Source organism: Thermobifida halotolerans, assembly GCF_003574835.2.
In the GTDB taxonomy this organism is placed as follows: domain Bacteria; phylum Actinomycetota; class Actinomycetes; order Streptosporangiales; family Streptosporangiaceae; genus Thermobifida; species Thermobifida halotolerans.
Window position 1 is genome coordinate 4,554,964 of record NZ_CP063196.1, and the last position, 17,771, is coordinate 4,572,734.

Below are 17,771 nucleotides of genomic sequence, written 5' to 3' on the forward strand. Positions count from 1 at the left end.
AACATGGACAACGTTTCGGTCTCGCAGACGTTCAACACCGTCGAGGACGCCGCTCTGGCCCGCGCCCGGGCCGGTCAGGCGGCGACCGCGGTCGGACTGGACCGGGTCGAACGCCTGGCCTTCGTGGCGAAGCTGTCCGGTCACCTGAGCGAGGCGCTGCGCAAGGCGGGAACATGGCGGCTGGGCGTCGAGGTGGTCCCCGGCCCCGTGCCGCGACTGCGTGCCACGGTCCGCCCGCACGGCGCCGGCGAGACGGAAACCGTCTGGGAGGTCACCGCGGACCTGCGACCGGATGCGCAGCCCCGTCCCGTCGAGGGGAGCGGGAAGCGGGCACTGGTCGCCGAGGCGCTGCTGGACGCCGACGAGGACATCGCCGCCGTGGTGGAGTTGCTCCGCGAGGAGCGGGAGCGGGTGGAGTGGCACCGCGACGAGCTGGAGGAGACCAACCGGGGAGTGCTGGCCCTGCACGCCGAACTCGATGCCGCCAACGAGACGCAGCGCCGCCTGCTGGAGGCCGAGCAGGCGGCCCGCACCGCCGCCGAGACCGCCCGCAACAGACTGACCTTCCTGTCCAGTGCCAGCGCCGCCCTGACCGACTCGCTCAACCACGAGGAGGTGCTGCGCCGCCTCACCGAACTGCTGGTGCCCGGCCACGCCCGAGCCGCCCAGGTGTGGCTGCTGGACTCCCGCAAGCGCCTGGACCGGGTCATCGGCGACCGCGACGCGGTTCCCGAGGCCGAAGCCCGGAGGGCGGCGCTCGCGGCCGTGCGCACCAGGAGGGTGCAGCACGTCGCCGCACGCCCCAGCGGGCTGGACACCGTCGACGACATGCCGCCCGAGAACGAGGTGGAGGACCGGAAGTCCGAGCCGCTGCTGGCGATTCCGATGATCGCCCGCGGCGCCATCGTGGGGGTGCTGCTCCTGGCCGCCGTCACCCGGCTCCGCGACGACGACGTGGTCATGCTGACCGAGGTGGCCCGCCGTGCGGCCATCGCCGCCGACAACGCGCTGCGCTACGAGCGGGAACGCGACATCGCCGAGACCCTGCAACGGGCCATGCTCACCGACCTTCCCACCCGGAAGCACCTGCGGCTGGCGGCCCGCTACCTGCCCGCCACCAGCGGCCTCAACGTCGGCGGCGACTGGTACGACGTCTTCCCGCAGCCCGACGGCAGCCTGATAGGAGTCATCGGCGACGTCACCGGGCACGGCATCCAGGCCGCCGTCATGATGGGGCAGTTGCGCAACGCGCTGCGTGCCTACGCGATCGAGGGGCACCGCCCCGGAGGGCTGCTCACCCGCCTGCACGACTTCCTGCGCCACCTGGAGCCGAACCTGTTCGCCAGCGCGATCACCGCCCAGGTCCGCCCCGGCGACCCCACGGTGCACTGGGCCAGCGCCGGACACCTGCCGCCGCTGCTGCGCGACCCCGACGGCCACGTGCACGTGCTGGAGCCGAAACCGAACGCCATGCTCGGCATGCCCATCGACCAGGTCGTCACCGACCACGAACTCACCCTGGCCCCCGGCGCGACCCTGCTGCTCTACACCGACGGGCTCGTGGAGCGCCGCGCCAGCGGAGTGGACCCGGGAATCGAGCAGTTGTCCGGCATCCTGGCCCGACTGGGACCGCTCGTGGCGCGCGACCCGGAGACCGCGGCCGACGCGATCCTCGACGAGATGCTGCACGACTATCCGGGTGAGGACGACGTGTGCCTGCTGCTGTGCCACGCCGACACCTCGGTGGAGTGGGACCACGACACGGACCGGGCGTTCGGCGAGTTGGCCGCGTAGCGGGACGTCAACCGGGGGTGGTGTCCGCGCGACCGTGCCGCGGCCACCCGTCCGGGAACGGAACGGCCGACACGCCCCGGCCCTCCCATGGTGCGGGTCGGCCGGGAGCAGTCGCGCACCCGCGGCCCCGGGGCGACCGGCGGCGCCGACCATGCCCGCACCCCGCGCGGCGCGCTGACGAAACCGGAGAACCAGACGCACGTGGCGTGGCGGCACGTACGGGTGACCGCACTGGCGGCCCGGACCTGGACAGGGGCGGACGCCGGGGTCCCGTCGTGGAGGCCCCGGCTCCGGCTCACTTCTTGTCGACCGGCTCCAGCACGTCGCGGCCGACGAACGGGCGCAGCGCCTCGGGGACCGCCACGGAGCCGTCCTCGCGCTGGTGGTTCTCCAGGAGCGCGACGATCCAGCGCGTGGTGGCGAGCGTTCCGTTGAGCGTGGCGGCGAAGCGCGGCTTTCCGTCGGCGTCGCGGTAGCGGATGTTCAGGCGGCGGGCCTGGAAGTCCGTGCAGTTCGAGGTGGACGTGAGTTCGCGGTAGCGGCCCTGGCTGGGCACCCACGCCTCGCAGTCGTACTTGCGTGCCGCGCTCGTGCCCAGGTCGCCCGCTGCGATGTCCACCACCCGGTAGGGCACCTCCAGCAGGTCGAGCATCTCACGTTCCCACGCCAGCAGCCGCAGGTGCTCCTCGTGCGCCTGGTCGGGGTGGGCGTAGACGAACATCTCGACCTTGTTGAACTGGTGCACCCGGATGATGCCGCGCGTGTCCTTGCCGTAGGAGCCGGCCTCGCGGCGGAAGCACGGGGACCAGCCCACGTAGCGGGTGGGCAGCGCGTCGGCGGGCAGGATCTCACCCGCGTGGTACCCGGCCAGGGGAACCTCGGAGGTGCCCACCAGGTACAGGTCGTCCGCGGGCAGGTGGTAGACCTCGGCGGAGTGCTCGCCGAGGAAACCGGTGCCCTCCATCGTCTCGGGCTTGACCAGCACCGGCGGGATCATCGGGGTGAAGCCGTTGGCGACCGCCCGCTGCATGGCCAGGTTGAGCAGTCCCAGTTCCAGCATCGTGCCGACACCGGTGAGGAAGTAGAACCGCGCCCCCGACACCTTGGCGCCGCGGTCGGTGTCGATGGCACCGAGCAGTTCACCCAGTTCCAGGTGGTCGCGCGGGGCGAAGTCGAACTCGCGCGGAGCGCCGATCTCCTCGACCACCTGGAAGTCGTCGACACCGCCCGCGGGGGTCTCTGGCTCCACCAGGTTCGGCACGGAACGCAGCAGCGCGGTGAGGTCGCCGGAGAGCGCCTCGGCCTCGGTCTCGGCCGCCTTGACGTCGGCTGCCAGGCTCTTGGCCTGGGCCAGCAGCGCCTCGCGCTCGTCCGCCGACGCGCGGGAGACGGACTTGCCGACGCTCTTCTGCTCGGCGCGCAGCGACTCGAAGCGCGTCAGGGCGGCGCGGTGCCGCGAGTCCAGGTCCAGCAGCCGGTCGACGACGGACTCGTCCTCGCCGCGGGCTCGCTGCGACGCGCGCAGGCGTTCAGGGTCGTCCCGTAGAGCTCGAAGGTCGATCACGTTGAGCAGGGTACCGGTATCACGGCTTCAGGACACAGTGTCGTACCTTTCTGGAACGATACGAGCACCAGGTTCATCCAAGAAGTTGATGAACGTGTTACGGGGACACGACGCATGAAACGGAGGATCTGCGGCAGGGGGGAACAGCGGGACTCCTCATGGAACGGGTCTCGCTTCGGCCGGGGACACCGGCCTTTGCTTCGCGCCCGTGTCGGCGTCGAAGCGGAAAGGGGGAAGAAACACATGACACAGAACTGGGGGATGAAGCCGGTCGGCTCGATGACCGCCGCCGAGATCTGCGCGGCGCTGGACCGGCTCGACGAGGTGGCCCCCGAGGACACCGCCCTGGAGTTGGCACTGCGGCACGAACTGTACCGGGTGGCCTCCGAGGACTGGATGTTCGACGACGATTCGATGCTGGTGGCCTGACCGCCGTCGGATCACCGGCCGCGGCCGGTCGTGCGCCGCGGCCCGGAGTGCTCGGAGGCTCGCCGTCTCCTCACCGGGGAATCCGCGAACGCGGAATCCGTATCCGCTCGTCATGGAACCGCGGAACGGAGTCGCCGTTCACTCCCGGGGAGACGCGCCTGGCGTGTGCGCCGACCGCGGTCTCCCGGTGGTACCCGTTGACCTGCTGCTGGTGCTGGTACCCGGTGGGGGCGTGCCCCCCGGTGACGGGGTGGGACCCTCTGGGGCGCCCGTCCACGCGCGGCTCCCTCCCGTTGGGCTGGTAACCGGCGAACACCCGCTCCATCCGGTCCTCGAGCAGGTTGTCGCGGACGTGCTCACCGCTTCCGAGCCCTTCGTGCCGTCCACTCCTGACCAGTCCGAGCAGACTGTTGAGGGGGCCCTGACGGCCGATGACGAACCAGGCCACGGCGCCGAGGATCGGCAGATGGAGAACCGTGAGCGCCCACAGGAGCTTGCCGCCCCGGGTGAGCGTGCGCGCGGAGAGGACGGAGGCCAGTGCCGCGATGACCAGCGTGAGCAGCGCGATCGCGGCCAGGCCTCCGACCACTCCCAGGACCAGGGCGATGTTGTCCGACATCGGCTGCGTCGCGGCTGCCGCGAACCCCCCCATACGTGACCCCTCCATTCGACACCTCCAGCATGAGGGCTCGCTACCCAACGCACGTCGCGGCCAAGGCCAGCCTCGGGTAAAACTCCCCGCGAATGCGGACATCGGACTTTCGGGAGGGTTCGGGGGTGAGCACGGTGATACCGGCTACTGTTGATCCGTGCTCCGCCGAACCCGGCGGAACCTCTGTGACGGGGGAGTCTCGATGACTGACGGTCCGGTCGGTGAGTCCGCGGTGCCCGCCGCCGCGACCTGGGGTCTGTTCGTGGCCTGGGCCATCCACGACGCGGAGGAGCTGGCGACCATGGCGCACTGGACCCGGCGCGCCCGGCCCCGTCTCGAGGCGGCACTTCCGTGGGTGCCCGCGGCGGTGTGGGACCGCATGGACTTCTCCCAGGAGCACGTGAACCTCTCCGTCGGCCTGGTCGGGTGCGTGGTCGCCGCGGCAGCCGCCGACGGCGCCCGCACGAACGGCCGCAGCCCCCTCTACCAGACCACACTCGCCGCCCTCGGGCTGCACGCCGTTTCCCACGTGGCTTCGGCGGTCGTGACGAGGGGGTACACGCCGGGAGTGGTGACCGCTCCGCTCGTGGCGGCGCCGTTCTCGCTGTGGGCCCGGCGGGAACTGCGCCGTGCGGGGGTTCCCACCACATCGGTCAGACCGACCACGGCCCTGCTGTTCGTGCCGCTGGTGGCCGCGGTGCACGGGACGGCCCCGGCTCTGCTCGCCGCGGGGAGGCGGCTGCGCCGAGGTTTCCGGCGGAGGTGAGCGCGGCCCGGACGGGTGCTCGTCCGGGGCCGTGCCGGTCGCACGCGGAGCGTGAAGCTACTTTCCGGTTTGTCTGCGCGTGCGGGTGACCTGCTGCTTTACTGGGGCCATGGGCGAACACCGACATGTCTTCGCAGGTGATGCCGTATGTCCTGGAGTGGCCGCCTGGATCTGGGGCTCCGGTCGTCTCCGGGGAAACGCGGTCTGCCCGCACGGGTAGCCGCGATGGAGAAGCCCGGTTATCTGCGGGTCGCCGACAGCCTGCGGGAACCCATCCTCAACGGCGAACTTCCCCCGGGGGCGCGGCTGCCCTCCCGGGCCCAGTTGTCCCGCCGCTATTCGGTGAGCGACCAGGTGGCCCGCTGTGCGCTGCGTCTGCTCGTGTCCGAGGGGCTGATCGAGGGGCGGGCCGGCTCCGGATACTACGTGCGCGCACCCTCGATGGAGTTCCTGCTGTCCCGCACCGACCACATCCCCGGTCTCGACCCACTGCGGACCGAGCGGCTGGGCGCCCGTACCGAGACCGCGTCGGCCGCGATGGCGCAGCGGTTGGGGGTGCGTGCGGGTGAACCGCTGTACCAGACCGAGTGTCTGGGCTACGCGAAGGGCACGCCGATCGCGCTGCACATCGCATGGGAGCCCGCCCTGCTCACCCTCAACACGGGTCGGGCTCCGGGAGAGCTTCCCGCGTTCAGTGTCGCCGACCGTCTTGCCGAGGCCGGGATCGCCGTGGACCGGATCGAGGAGGAGGTGTCGGTGCGGGGCCTGCGCGAACCGGAGGCGCGTCGGCTCGCTCTGCGGCCGGGCGCGTCCACACTGGTGGTCCAGCGCACCCACTTCGCCGGGCAGCGCCCGGTGGAGACCTCCGATCTCATCGTCTCGGCCGACCACTGCCGTCTCGGCTACCGACTGGCTCCGCCCCGCCGAGACGGATGAGCATCCCTCCCCGACAGCAGGCCGCCTCCCGTGGTCCCACGGGAGGCGGCCGTTCTCCGTAGCGGAGAAGTCGCGGTCCGGTCCGCACGTGCGGACCGGCGTGCTGCTACTGCTCGGTGCTGTCGTTGACGGCGGTCTGCGCGGCGCAGGCGGAGGAGTTGAGGAGGTTCAGGTTCAGGCCCAGGCCGATCAGCAGACCGGCGCCGACGGCCTCCTGGGTGGACACACACTGAACCGCCTCGGTGGCGGTGACATCGGTCTCGGTGTCGTTGGCCAGAGCCGCGGAGGCGCTGCCACCGATCAGAGCCATGCTCATCGCGCCCACCGTCGCCAGCTTCATCATCCGACGCATGTGATTCATACCTTTCGATGGTGACCATCGACAGCCAGAACGACCGTCGACTAACAGGGATGATGACCGAGGGCTTCTGCTCGATCACCTATGGCAACAATGCCGCATGGTTCGAGCCCAGGCCACGTGGAGACGCCGCGATTACCTTTCTTTTACCGAAAAGGCCGCTTGTCCGCGCTGACGGGACAGGGCGCACGCAAAGGGCCGCCTCCCGGACGGGTGCCACGGGAGACGGCCGACGAGAAGCGACGGGGTGCGGTCCGCGCGTGCGGACCGGGTGCGCTCCTAGTTGTCGTTGACGTTGACGCTTCCGGAGCAGGACTCGGAGTTGAGCAGGTTCAGGTTCAGCCCCACGCCGGCGAGCAGGCCGGCGCCGGTGGCCTCCTGGGTGCTGATGCACTGGGCCGCCGAGGTCTTGGTGATGTCGGTGTAGTTGTCGCCAGCGAGGGCGGCCGAGGCCCCGGCACCGACCAGACCCGCGGCCATCGCACCCACGGCAGCCAGCTTCATGATTCGCCGCATTGCATCCATACCTTTCAACGACGACTGCGGTGGCACAGACGTCCACCAATCGGAGTTGTGCGGCCGAGGCAATTCCCCGGACGCGCACTGCAACAATGCTGCACACGTGCGGTGGAGTGGGGGAGGAAACACGTGACTTGTCTTTCCTTTGCACCGATTGGCGCCCCCGTTACCGTCGGGTGCTTCCGGAGGAAATGACGGGAGAGAGCAGGAAAAACGGAAACCGCCTCCCGCGGTCGTATGCGGGAGGCGGCTGTTCCGCTGAGTGGCAGCGGGACGCCCTCGATCCGTCCGGACCGGGCGCGCTCCTAGTTGTCGTTGACGTTGACGCTTCCGGAGCAGGAGGTGGAGTTGAGGGCGTCCACGTTCGCGCCCAGGCCGATCAGCAGACCGATGCCGGTGGCCGTCTCACTGGCGATGCACTGGGCGGCCTTGGTCTTGGTGATGTCGGTGTAGTTGTCGCTGGCGAGGGCGGCCGAGGCCCCGGCGCCGACCAGACCCGCGGCCATCGCACCCACGGCAGCCAGCTTCATGATTCGCCGCATTTGATCGCACCTTTCAGTAATTGTCGTCAACAACCGAAAACGGTCACTGATCCATCGTCGCGGCGGTCGGAGAGACCCTTCCGGACCGCGCACTGCAACAATGCCTTGTGCGTGCGGCGGAACCGTGCGGAGGACACGTTGCTTGTCTTTCCTTTGCATCGGCTGGCCATTCCGTTACCGCCGGGCTTTTGGGGAGGAAATGACGGGAGAGAGCAGGAAAAACGGAAACCGCCTCCCGCGGTCGTACGCGGGAGGCGGCCGTTGTGCGGCAGCGATGTGGTCCGTGCGGACCGGGTGCGCTCCTAGTTGTCGTTGACGTTGACGCTTCCGGAGCAGGACTCGGAGTTGAGCAGGTTCAGGTTCAGCCCCACGCCGGCGAGCAGGCCGGCGCCGGTGGCCTCCTGGGTGCTGATGCACTGGGCCGCCGAGGTCTTGGTGATGTCGGTGTAGTTGTCGCCAGCGAGGGCGGCCGAGGCCCCGGCACCGACCAGACCCGCGGCCATCGCACCCACGGCAGCCAGCTTCATGATTCGCCGCATTGCATCCGTACCTTTCACCGATGTCTGTCGGCGACACGAGCGCCGCCAACCATCCATGCTGGTGACTCTCCGTGTTTGATTGGTCACCCAAAGGGGCAATCCCCGTGGTCCGGCTGCCGAGAAACCTCTGGCCAGGCGTTATTGCCAGCCTTTTACCGCTTTTGCAGGACAGTCTCCCCATGACAGAGGCCGCGGTTTCGCCCCCGGAAGAGGGACGACCCGCGGCCTCCTGCTGCCCACGTGCTGCCGCAGCCCTAGCCGGTGAACTCCTCGGCGATGAGTTCGGCGATCTGGGCGGTGTTCAACGCGGCGCCCTTACGCAGGTTGTCCCCGCACAGGAACAGGTCCAACGAGCGCGGGTCGTCGATCGACCGACGGATGCGTCCGACCCAGGTCGGGTCGGTGCCGACCACGTCGGCCGGGGTCGGGAACTCGCCTGCGGCCGGGTCGTCCTGCACGACCACGCCGGGGGAGGAGGCCAGCAGACGGCGGGCCTCGTCGGCGTCCACCTCCGTGGCGAAGGTCGCGTGCACCGCGAGCGCGTGGGTGGTGACCACCGGCACGCGCACGCAGGTGGCGGCCACCCGCAGCTCCGGCAGTCCCAGGATCTTGCGGGACTCGTTACGGACCTTCAGCTCCTCCGACGACCAGCCGTCGTCCTTGAGCGACCCCGCCCACGGCACCACGTTCATGGCCAGCGGCGCGGGGAACGGACCCAGCTCACCCACCGCGGCCCGCACGTCACCGGCACGAGAGCCCAGCGTGCGGTCGGCGGCGACCTTGGCGATCTGGTCGTAGAGGGTGTCGATGCCCGACTGGCCGGCGCCCGAGGCCGCCTGGTAGGAGCTGACCACCAGGTCGGTGAGCCCGTAGGCCCGGTGCAGCGCACCGACCGCCACGATCATCGACAGCGTGGTGCAGTTCGGGTTGCTGATGATGCCGCGCGGCCGGTTGCGGGCCTGCTCGGCGTTGACCTCGGGAACCACCAGCGGCACGTCGTCGTCCATCCGGAACGCGCCGGAGTTGTCGACCGCGACCGCGCCCCGCGCCGCCGCGACCGGCGCCCACTCCTTGGACACCTCGTCGGGGACGTCGAACATCGCCACGTCCACCCCGTCGAAAACCTCGGGGGCGAGCGCCTGGACCTCGACCTCCTCACCACGCACGGTCAGCCGCTTGCCCGCCGAACGGGCCGACGCCACCAGTCGGATCTCTCCCCACACGTTCTCGCGGGTGGAGAGGATGTCCAGCATGACGGTGCCCACGGCCCCCGTGGCGCCGACGACAGCGAGAGTGGGAAGACGGGAACTCATCGGCCGGTACCTCCGTAAACGACAGCCTCTACCTGATCGGAGTCCAACTGGAACTCACTGTGCGCGGCGGCCACGGCCGCGTCCACGTCGTCCTGGGCCACCACGATCGAGATGCGGATCTCCGAGGTGGAGATCATGTCGATGTTGATTCCCTGCTGAGCGACGGTGTCGAAGAACCGGGCGGTGACACCGGGGTAGGACCGCATTCCCGCGCCGATCAGCGAGACCTTGCCGATCTGGTCGTCGTACAGCAGCGACTCGAAGCCGATCTTGTCCTGGATCTTCTTCAACGCCGTGAGCGCGGTCTGCCCCGAGTTGGCGGGCAGGGTGAAGGAGATGTCGGTGCGCGAGGTGGAGGCCGCGGACACGTTCTGCACGATCATGTCGACATTGATCTCGGCATCGGCCAGGGCCTTGAAGATCGCCGCCGCCTCTCCGACGCGGTCGGGCACACCCACGACCGTGATCTTGGCCTCGCTCCGGTCGTGCGCCACGCCGGAAATGATCGGTTGTTCCATGCCTTCGGTTTCCTCAACTTCCGAAACGACCCAGGTGCCGGACTTCTGACTGAAGGACGAACGCACATGCAGCGGGATGCCGTACCGCCGGGCGTACTCCACGCAGCGCAGGTGCAGGATCTTGGCGCCGGAGGCGGCCATCTCCAGCATCTCCTCGTAGGAGATCTTGGGGATGCGCCGGGCGGTGGGCACGATCCGCGGATCGGCGGTGAAGACCCCGTCCACGTCGGTGTAGATCTCACACACGTCGGCGTTGAGCGCCGCGGCGAGCGCGACGGCCGTGGTGTCCGAACCTCCGCGGCCCAGGGTGGTGATGTCCTTGCTGTCCTGCGACACTCCCTGGAAACCGGCGACGATGCAGATCGCGCCCTCGGAGAGGGCGTCCTTGATCCGGCCCGGGGTGACATCGATGATCTTGGCGTTACCGTGCAGGGACGTGGTGATGACACCCGCCTGCGATCCGGTGAAGGAACGGGCTTCGTAGCCCAGGTTTCCGATGGCCATCGCGACGAGCGCCATCGAGATGCGCTCCCCGGAGGTGAGCAGCATGTCCAACTCCCGCCCCGGCGGCAGAGGACTCACCTGCTCCGCGAGGTCGAGGAGTTCGTCAGTGGTGTCGCCCATGGCCGAGACCACGACAACCACGTCGTATCCGGCCTTCTTCTGAGCGACGATCCGCTGGGCCACTCGCTTGATGGCGTCCGCGTCGGACACGGACGACCCACCGTACTTCTGCACGATCAAAGCCACGGTCGGCGCTCCTGAGGAATTGGGTTCACAGTAATCGACCAGCCAGTCTAGTGATCGGGTTTTTCGCGGACCCGCCCCGTTCGGCACGGGACACCAAGGCAGGGGCATACCCACGAAAAACGGGCATATCCATCGGTGCCGCGAACACGATCACCCGAACACGGCTCTCGCCCGGCCAGGCGATCCGTCGCGGCCGCTGGGGCGAGGGGGCTGAGGTCGGCTCTCAGAAGTCGAGGGAACGTCGGCCCTCGAAGGCCCGGCCCAGGGTGACCTCGTCCGCGTATTCGAGGTCGCCGCCCACAGGCAGGCCACTGGCGAGCCGGGTGACCTTCAGCCCCATGGGTTTGAGCAGGCGCGCCAGGTAGGTGGCGGTCGCCTCTCCTTCCAGGTTCGGGTCGGTGGCCAGGATCACCTCGGTGACCCGACCGTCCGAGAGGCGCGCCATCAGCTCCTTGACGCGCAGGTCGTCGGGGCCGACGCCCTCGATGGGACTGATCGCACCGCCGAGCACGTGGTAGCGGCCACGGAACTCCCGTGTCCGCTCGATGGCCACGACGTCCTTGGACTCCTCGACGACGCAGACGACCGCGTCGTCGCGGCGCGGGTCACGGCAGATCCGGCACTGGGTCTCCTCGGCGACGTTGCCGCACACCGAACAGAACCGGACCCGTTCCTTGACCGCGACAAGCGCGTTGACCAGGCGCTTGACATCGGCGGTCTCGGCCGAGAGCAGGTGGAAGGCGATGCGTTGCGCGCTCTTCGGACCGACGCCGGGCAGCCGCCCCAACTCGTCGATCAGATTCTGAACCGCGCCTTCGTACATCGCCCGCCTACTCGTGGAGTGCTCGGTTACCACCGTAGTGGAGCCGCGGAGCCGTCGGGGACCCCGCCCTCACCCAAGCTCGGTCCTCCCTGGTCAGAGCCGGGTCAGAAGCCGGGAAGCCCCGGAATGCCGCCGCCCATCCCCTGCGCGAGCGGCCCCATCTTCTGCTGCTGGAGCTCCTCGACCATGCGCTCGGCGTCCCGGATGGCCGCGAGCACCAGATCGGCGATGGTCTGCGCGGTGTCGGACGCGTCGCCGGGGTCGACCGCCCCGGGATCGATCGTGATGTCCTCGACCTGCCCACGTCCGTTCATGGTGACGGTGACCAGGCCGCCACCGGAGGTGCCCTGCAGCTTGGCCTCGTCCAGTTCCTGCTGGGCCGCCATGAGCTGCTGCTGCATCTGCTGCGCCTGCTGCAGGATCGCCTGCATGTCCATTCCGCCGCCAGGATTCACTGTTTCGCTCCTTGCCTGGGTTGTCCGTGCCTGCGAGCCTAGCCGCTCGCCCGCCCACCCGCCCTGTTCCCCGGCACGTCCCGGTGCCGGGGAACCACGGGTTTATGAGGTGCCCCACGGGGACAGTCGAAACGCGGAGAGAGGCGTAGGACACCGGGAATCCGTTCTCGGCGCGGTGGACGGGAGGTAGGACTACGGTGATGGTCCACCATGCGGGCGGCAGAAGACACCTCCGCAGTGAACCGCATTCCGGACAGGCTCTTTCGGGGCCGCGGCCATGACCGCGGCCGAGTTCCCGCCGATCGGCGAGTACGCCCTGCTGTCCGACTGCCGCACGGCCGCACTGGTCGCCCCGGACGGCGCGGTGGAGTGGCTGTGCGTGCCGCGGTTCGACGGCCCCAGCGTCTTCGCGCGGCTGCTGGACCGGCAACGCGGCGGTGCCTGGGAGATGACCGTGGTCGGCGCCACCGCGGTCGAACGGAGCTACGTCGAGGAGACGTTGGTGCTCCGCACCCACTGGCAGACCCCCGAAGGCGTCGCGGTGGGCTACGACTTCCTGGCGACGCTGCCCCACGATCCCGAGGGCGTCGTGTCCGCGGGTGTCCTGGTCCGGCTGGTCCACTGCGAACGGGGAGCGGTGCGCGTCCGCTCCCGGGTCGTCGCACGCCCCGACTACGGTGCCCGTGACGCACGCTGGAACCCGCGCGACGGCGCACTGGTCGAGGACGGCAGCGGCATCCTGCTGTCCGGATTCGGCACGACCATGCCCGGGGTGGGCGGGGCCGTCACGACGGAGACGACGCTGCGCGCCGGGGAGTCGCTGGCCGTCGGTCTGGACTACACGGGAGACACCCTGCGCCGGATCACCGCCGAGACCGCGCACCACCTGCTCGACCAGTCCGTGCGGACCTGGCAGACCTGGTCCTCCGACGCCGACTACCACGGGGTGGCGGCCGACCGGGTGCGGCACAGCGCCGTCGTCCTGCGCGGACTGATGTTCGAGGATACGGGAGGGCTCATCGCGGCGCCCACGACCTCGCTGCCGGAGCGGGTGGGAGGCCAGCGCAACTGGGACTACCGCTACGTGTGGCACCGCGACGCGGCCCTGGTGGTGCTCGCGCTGCTGCGCATGGGACACAAGGAGGAGGCAGGGCAGTACCTGCGGTTCCTGCTCGGTTACTGCGTCGAGAAGGAGCGCCGCGTCCCTCCGATGGTCGGAATCGGTCAGACTCCGGTGCCCGACGAGAAGGTGCTGGACCACCTCAGCGGCTATCGGAACTCCCGGCCGGTGCGTATCCACAACAACGCCTACGACCAGCACCAACTCGACGTCTACGGGCACATCCTCGACGCGGCGCTGGCCTACCAGCAGGTCACCGGAGGTCTGGCCGAGGCCGATCTCGGCGAGTTGCGCAAGGTGGTGGAGTTGGCGTGCACAACGTGGACCCAACCCGACGCCGGGGTGTGGGAGGTCCGCGACGGCCACCGGCACTGGACCAACTCCAAGCTGTACGCGTGGGTGTGCTTCGACCGCGCCGTCCGGCTCTTCCAGAAGACCGGTGCGGTCTCCGACGAGCTGCTCGACACGTGGCGCGTGGAGCGCGACGCGGTCCGCGTCGATCTGCTGAACAAGGGCTGCCATCCCGGTCTCGGCAGGTTCGTGCAGTCCTACGGCTCGGCCAACGTCGACGGGTCGCTGCTGCGTATCCCGCTGGTGGGTTTCCTCGAAGGGGATGATCCCCGGGTGCTGGCCACCATCGACCGGATCGACGCCGAACTGGGCGATGCCGGTTTCCTGGTGCACCGCTACGACACCGCGTCGACGCGCGACGGCATCGACGACGCCCCCGAGGGCGCGTTCCTGCTGTGTTCCTTCGAGATGGTCTCAGCACTGGTGCTGGCGGGCCGGACGGAGGAGGCCCGGAGGCGTTTCGAGGCCCTGTGCTCCCACGCCGGTCCCCTGGGCCTGTTCGCCGAGGAGATGAGCGCTGACGGAACCATGCTCGGCAACTATCCGCAGGCGTTCACCCACCTGGCGCTGATCGAGGCGGCGATGAACCTGGACGAGGCGGGCCATGAGGACGCCCTCCACGCCTGGGCCCGTCGCCACCACACCCGATCACACCGTTGACCCTGACGGCGGAGGGTCTTTCCCGCTGGTTCGGAACCCCTGCCGTCAGGGTCGCCACGGCGGATCAGTAGAAGATCGCCTCCGGCCCCAGGATTCCCTTGATCTCACCGGAGAACTCGGGGCTGACGCGCACCGGGTAGTCGTCGACCGCGAAGATCCGGGACCGCAGCGGATTGTCCACCCTGATCCGCACCGGGGTGTCGCCCCGATGGCTGCGCAGCGCCTGCTTGAGTTCGCTGATCAACTCCTTGGTGACCCGCTTCTCCGGGATGGTGAGCAGTACCGGCGGCTCCCCCTCGGAGATGTGCGAGATGTCCAGGATGGACATCTCCGAGACGAAGAGCGAATAGGTGCCCTCGCGGTCGTTGAGCCGCCCCTTGATGGTGACCGCGGTGTCCTCGACCAGGGCGTCCACGTACAGCGGATAGGTCTTGGGGAAGAGCAGCGCCTCGATCGAGGCGTCGAGGTCCTCGACGGTGGCGATCGCCCACTGGTTGCCCGCCTTGTTGATCCGCTTCTCGACCTTGGAGATCAGTCCGGCGATGCGCACCTCGTCGTTGTTGCGCCGCTCGCCGTTGACCACCTCCAGGAGGGTGGCGTCGCTGGACCGCGCCAGGATGCGCTCGGCGCCCGCCAGCGGGTGGCTGGACACGTACAGCCCCAGCATCTCCCGCTCGAACGCGAGTTTGGTCTTGCGGTCCCACTCCTCACCGGTCCAGTTGATGTTGAAGCCGATCGGCGCGTTCTCCTCCTCCTCGTCGTCGCCCCCGCCGAAGAGGTCGAACTGGCCGTTGGCCTCCTGCTTCTTGGAGCCGATCATGGCGTCGACCGCCGCCTCGTGGTGGCGGTACAGGTCCAGGCGCGAATGGCCGAGGGAGTCGAACGCGCCCGCCTTGATCAGCGACTCGATGACACGCTTGTTGCAGACGGTGAGTTCGATCTTGGACAGGAAGTCCACGAAGGAGGTGAACTTCCCCTTCTCCTCGCGGGTCTTGACGATGGATGCCACGACGTTGGCGCCCACGTTGCGTACCGCACCCATGCCGAAGCGGATGTCGCTGCCGACCGGAGTGAAGCGCAGACCCGACTCGTTGACGTCGGGCGGCAGCACCCGGATACCCATCTTGCGGCACTCGGCCAGGTAGACGGCCATCTTGTCCTTGTCGTCGCCCACCGAGGTGAGCAGCGCCGCCATGTAGGACGCCGGATGGTTGGCCTTGAGGTAGGCGGTCCAGTAGGAGACCAGTCCGTACCCGGCGGTGTGCGACTTGTTGAAGGCGTAGCCGGAGAAGGGAAGCATGACGTCCCACAGGGCCTGCATGGCTTCCTTGGAGAATCCCCGGGCGAGCATGCCTTCGGAGAACTTGACGTACTCCTTTTCCAGGGCTTCTTTCTTCTTCTTGCCCATCGCGCGGCGCATCAGGTCCGCACCGCCCAGCGTGTACCCGGCGAGCTGCTGGGCGATCGCCATCACCTGCTCCTGGTAGACGAGCAGGTGGAAGGACTCGGAGAGGATCGGATCCAGAGCGTCCTTCAGCTCCGGGTGGATCGGGGTGACCTCCTGGCGTCCGTTGGAGCGGTCGGCGTAGTCGTTGTGCGCGTTGGCGGCCATCGGACCGGGCCGGTACAGGGCGAGGACAGCGGCGATGTCACCGAACTTCTTCGGTTCCATCCGCTTGAGCAGCGCGCGCATGGGACCGCCGTCGAGTTGGAACACGCCGAGGGTGTCGCCGCGTGACAGCAGTTCGTAGGTTTTCTTGTTGTCCAGCGGCAGGGTGGACAAATTAATTTCCGTGCCCTCGTTGGCCTTGACGTTCTGGATGGCGTCATCGATGACGGTGAGGTTGCGCAGGCCCAGGAAGTCCATCTTCAGCAGACCCATCTCCTCGCACTGGGGGTACGGGAAGCCGGTGATGATGGCGCCATCGGTGTCGCGTTTGTGCAGCGGGATGACGTCGAGCAGCGGCTCGGAGGAGAGGATGACGCCCGCGGCGTGCACGCCGGTGCCCCGGGTCAGGCCCTCCAGACCGCTGGCGGTCTCGTAGACCTTGCGGACCTCCGCGTCGGATTCGATGAGCTGACGCAGTTCGACCGCCTCGTGGTAGCGGGGGTGCTCCTCGTCGAAGACGGCGGACAGCGGGATCTCCTTGCCCATGACGGCCGGAGGGAACGCCTTGGTGATCTTGTCGCCGAGCGCGTAGGGGTAGCCGAGGATGCGGTTGGCATCCTTGATGGCCGCCTTCGCCTTGATGGTGCCGAAGGTGAGGATCTGGGCGGTGTTGGCTTCGCCGTAGCGCTCGGTGACGTAGCGGATCATGTCGCCGCGCTTGCGCTCGTCGAAGTCCAGGTCGATGTCGGGCATCGACACGCGCTCGGGATTGAGGAACCGCTCGAACAGCAGGGAGTGCTCCAGCGGGTCGAGGTCGGTGATACCGAGGATGTAGGCCACCATCGAGCCGGTCGCTGATCCGCGTCCGGGTCCCAGTGCGATCCCAGAACGGCGCGCGTACTGGCAGATGTCGGCGACGACGAGGAAGTAGGCGGGAAAGCCCATCTCCTCGATGACGCTCAGCTCGTACTCGATCCGCTCACGCACCTCCCGGCTGGGACCGTTGGGGTATCTGTCGTACAGGCAGCGTTCGATCTCCTTGCGTAGCCAGCTCGACTGGGTCTCGCCCTCGGGCACCGGGAACCGGGGCATCAGGTCGCGGTGCTGGAACACCTCGTCGTAGGCACCGTCCTCGACCTGCTCGGCGATCCACAGGGTGTTGCGGCAGCCCTCGGCCCACTCGTCGAAGTGGTTGAGGGCGCGCATCTCGTCGGCGCTCTTGAGGTAGTAGCCGGTGCCGTTGAACCGGAAGCGGGTGGGGTCGTCGAGGTTCTTGCCGACGCCCACGGCCAGCAGCGCGTCGTGCGCGGAGGCCTGGTCCTCGGTGACGTAGTGGGAGTCGTTGGTGACCAGGGGGCGCAGCCCCAGCTTCTTGCCGACCGACAGTAGACCGGAGCGGACCTCGTGTTCGATGTCGATGCCGTGGTCCATCAGCTCAAGGAACACCGAGTCGCGGCCGAAGATGTCCTGGAGTTGGCCCGCGTACTCGACGGCCTCGCGCTCCTGACCGAGCCGCAGCCGGGTCTGCACTCCGCCCGAGGGGCAGCCGGTGGTGACCATGATGCCCTCGCTGTGCTGGGCCATCAGGTCCAGGTCCATGCGAGGCTTGGTGTAGTAGCCCTCGATGGAGGCCAGGGACGACAGCCGGAACAGGTTGCGCAGCCCCTTGGCGTTACGCGCCCACATGGTCATGTGCAGGTAACGGCCGCCGCCGGAGACGTCCTTGCCGCCTTCGGTCGCGTCGTCGCCGCTCTTGCCCCGCCCCCAGTACACCCGCTGCTTGTGGAAGCGGGATTCGGGCGCCACGTAGGCCTCGATTCCGATGATCGGTTTGACCCCCGAGTCCTGGGAGGTCTGCCAGAACTCGTAGGAGCCGAACATGTTGCCGTGGTCGGTCATGGCCACGGCGGGCATGCCCAGCCGGGCTGCCTCCGCGAACAGCGGCCTGAGCTTGGCGGCTCCGTCCAGCATCGAGTACTCGGTGTGAACGTGCAGGTGGACGAAGGGGTCGTTCGTCACGGTGCGGCTACTCCCAACGCGACTTGGAGGACGGGTGTGGCACCTGAGCCTACG

16 protein-coding genes are annotated in these 17,771 nt (G+C 68.7%); 5 read left to right on the forward strand and 11 right to left on the reverse strand.

Annotated elements, in window-relative coordinates; genetic code table 11:
- The first annotated feature begins 3 nt into the window (after positions 1-3).
- Complete coding sequence (locus tag NI17_RS20390) at positions 4-1,794, forward strand: PP2C family protein-serine/threonine phosphatase (protein WP_068693133.1); 1,791 nt, start codon at positions 4-6, stop codon at positions 1,792-1,794.
- 295 nt (positions 1,795-2,089) lie between these two features.
- On the opposite strand, the gene serS is transcribed toward NI17_RS20390, so the two are convergent.
- A complete protein-coding gene (gene serS, locus NI17_RS20395; protein ID WP_068693134.1) occupies positions 2,090-3,358 on the reverse strand; it encodes a serine--tRNA ligase in 1,269 nt (422 codons plus the stop codon).
- A gap of 243 nt (positions 3,359-3,601) precedes the next feature.
- Here serS and NI17_RS20400 point away from each other — a divergent pair, with 243 nt between their 5' ends.
- Positions 3,602-3,787 carry a hypothetical protein gene (locus NI17_RS20400; protein ID WP_147417017.1) on the forward strand — a complete coding sequence of 62 codons (186 nt, stop codon included), beginning with the start codon at positions 3,602-3,604 and terminating at the stop codon, positions 3,785-3,787.
- Positions 3,788-3,857: 70 nt separating this feature from the next.
- On the opposite strand, the gene NI17_RS20405 is transcribed toward NI17_RS20400, so the two are convergent.
- Positions 3,858-4,439, reverse strand: a complete 582-nt coding sequence (locus NI17_RS20405) for a PLD nuclease N-terminal domain-containing protein (protein WP_068693135.1) — start codon at positions 4,437-4,439, stop codon at positions 3,858-3,860.
- 202 nt (positions 4,440-4,641) lie between these two features.
- On the opposite strand from NI17_RS20405, the gene NI17_RS20410 reads away from it, so the two are divergent.
- Positions 4,642-5,205 carry an HXXEE domain-containing protein gene (locus tag NI17_RS20410; protein WP_068693136.1) on the forward strand — a complete coding sequence of 188 codons (564 nt, stop codon included), beginning with the start codon at positions 4,642-4,644 and terminating at the stop codon, positions 5,203-5,205.
- 225 nt (positions 5,206-5,430) lie between these two features.
- Entirely contained in the window at positions 5,431-6,141 is a 711-nt protein-coding gene (locus NI17_RS20415; protein WP_068693137.1) for a GntR family transcriptional regulator, read from the forward strand.
- A gap of 106 nt (positions 6,142-6,247) precedes the next feature.
- Here NI17_RS20415 and NI17_RS20420 read toward each other — a convergent pair whose 3' ends face one another.
- The 8 genes from NI17_RS20420 to NI17_RS20455 form a co-directional block, all read right to left on the reverse strand.
- Complete coding sequence (locus NI17_RS20420; RefSeq protein ID WP_068693138.1) at positions 6,248-6,493, reverse strand: hypothetical protein; 246 nt, start codon at positions 6,491-6,493, stop codon at positions 6,248-6,250.
- Between the two features lie 285 nt (positions 6,494-6,778).
- Complete coding sequence (locus NI17_RS20425; protein WP_234402079.1) at positions 6,779-7,003, reverse strand: hypothetical protein; 225 nt, start codon at positions 7,001-7,003, stop codon at positions 6,779-6,781.
- A gap of 320 nt (positions 7,004-7,323) precedes the next feature.
- Positions 7,324-7,560 carry a hypothetical protein gene (locus NI17_RS20430; RefSeq protein WP_068694325.1) on the reverse strand — a complete coding sequence of 79 codons (237 nt, stop codon included), beginning with the start codon at positions 7,558-7,560 and terminating at the stop codon, positions 7,324-7,326.
- 302 nt (positions 7,561-7,862) lie between these two features.
- On the reverse strand, positions 7,863-8,087 hold the full coding sequence (locus tag NI17_RS20435) for a hypothetical protein (RefSeq protein ID WP_234402079.1): 225 nt from the start codon (positions 8,085-8,087) through the stop codon (positions 7,863-7,865).
- Positions 8,088-8,353: 266 nt separating this feature from the next.
- Positions 8,354-9,412 carry an aspartate-semialdehyde dehydrogenase gene (locus tag NI17_RS20440; protein WP_068692638.1) on the reverse strand — a complete coding sequence of 353 codons (1,059 nt, stop codon included), beginning with the start codon at positions 9,410-9,412 and terminating at the stop codon, positions 8,354-8,356.
- On the reverse strand, positions 9,409-10,680 hold the full coding sequence (locus NI17_RS20445) for an aspartate kinase (RefSeq protein WP_068692639.1): 1,272 nt from the start codon (positions 10,678-10,680) through the stop codon (positions 9,409-9,411). The genes NI17_RS20440 and NI17_RS20445 overlap by 4 nt, the downstream gene beginning before the upstream one ends.
- A gap of 223 nt (positions 10,681-10,903) precedes the next feature.
- Positions 10,904-11,503 (reverse strand): recombination mediator RecR, encoded by a 600-nt coding sequence (gene recR, locus NI17_RS20450; RefSeq protein WP_068692640.1) that lies wholly within the window; start codon positions 11,501-11,503, stop codon positions 10,904-10,906.
- A gap of 104 nt (positions 11,504-11,607) precedes the next feature.
- A complete protein-coding gene (locus NI17_RS20455) occupies positions 11,608-11,940 on the reverse strand; it encodes a YbaB/EbfC family nucleoid-associated protein (RefSeq protein ID WP_068692641.1) in 333 nt (110 codons plus the stop codon).
- A gap of 295 nt (positions 11,941-12,235) precedes the next feature.
- Here NI17_RS20455 and NI17_RS20460 point away from each other — a divergent pair, with 295 nt between their 5' ends.
- Complete coding sequence (locus NI17_RS20460) at positions 12,236-14,089, forward strand: glycoside hydrolase family 15 protein (protein ID WP_068692642.1); 1,854 nt, start codon at positions 12,236-12,238, stop codon at positions 14,087-14,089.
- Positions 14,090-14,153: 64 nt separating this feature from the next.
- On the opposite strand, the gene dnaE is transcribed toward NI17_RS20460, so the two are convergent.
- Positions 14,154-17,717 (reverse strand): DNA polymerase III subunit alpha, encoded by a 3,564-nt coding sequence (gene dnaE, locus NI17_RS20465; RefSeq protein WP_084012715.1) that lies wholly within the window; start codon positions 17,715-17,717, stop codon positions 14,154-14,156.
- Positions 17,718-17,771 lie beyond the last annotated feature (54 nt).

Excerpts from the sequence above, each read along its gene's own strand:
- NI17_RS20390 (WP_068693133.1), top strand. The coding sequence starts at position 4 with ATGGACAACGTTTCGGTCTCGCAGACGTTCAACACCGTCGAGGACGCC.
- NI17_RS20400 (WP_147417017.1), top strand. The coding sequence starts at position 3,602 with ATGACACAGAACTGGGGGATGAAGCCGGTCGGCTCGATGACCGCCGCC.
- NI17_RS20405 (WP_068693135.1), bottom strand. The coding sequence starts at position 4,439 with ATGGGGGGGTTCGCGGCAGCCGCGACGCAGCCGATGTCGGACAACATC.
- NI17_RS20410 (WP_068693136.1), top strand. The coding sequence starts at position 4,642 with ATGACTGACGGTCCGGTCGGTGAGTCCGCGGTGCCCGCCGCCGCGACC.
- NI17_RS20415 (WP_068693137.1), top strand. The coding sequence starts at position 5,431 with ATGGAGAAGCCCGGTTATCTGCGGGTCGCCGACAGCCTGCGGGAACCC.
- NI17_RS20420 (WP_068693138.1), bottom strand. The coding sequence starts at position 6,493 with ATGCGTCGGATGATGAAGCTGGCGACGGTGGGCGCGATGAGCATGGCT.
- NI17_RS20425 (WP_234402079.1), bottom strand. The coding sequence starts at position 7,003 with ATGAAGCTGGCTGCCGTGGGTGCGATGGCCGCGGGTCTGGTCGGTGCC.
- NI17_RS20430 (WP_068694325.1), bottom strand. The coding sequence starts at position 7,560 with ATGCGGCGAATCATGAAGCTGGCTGCCGTGGGTGCGATGGCCGCGGGT.
- NI17_RS20435 (WP_234402079.1), bottom strand. The coding sequence starts at position 8,087 with ATGAAGCTGGCTGCCGTGGGTGCGATGGCCGCGGGTCTGGTCGGTGCC.
- NI17_RS20440 (WP_068692638.1), bottom strand. The coding sequence starts at position 9,412 with ATGAGTTCCCGTCTTCCCACTCTCGCTGTCGTCGGCGCCACGGGGGCC.
- recR (WP_068692640.1), bottom strand. The coding sequence starts at position 11,503 with ATGTACGAAGGCGCGGTTCAGAATCTGATCGACGAGTTGGGGCGGCTG.
- NI17_RS20455 (WP_068692641.1), bottom strand. The coding sequence starts at position 11,940 with ATGGACATGCAGGCGATCCTGCAGCAGGCGCAGCAGATGCAGCAGCAG.
- NI17_RS20460 (WP_068692642.1), top strand. The coding sequence starts at position 12,236 with ATGACCGCGGCCGAGTTCCCGCCGATCGGCGAGTACGCCCTGCTGTCC.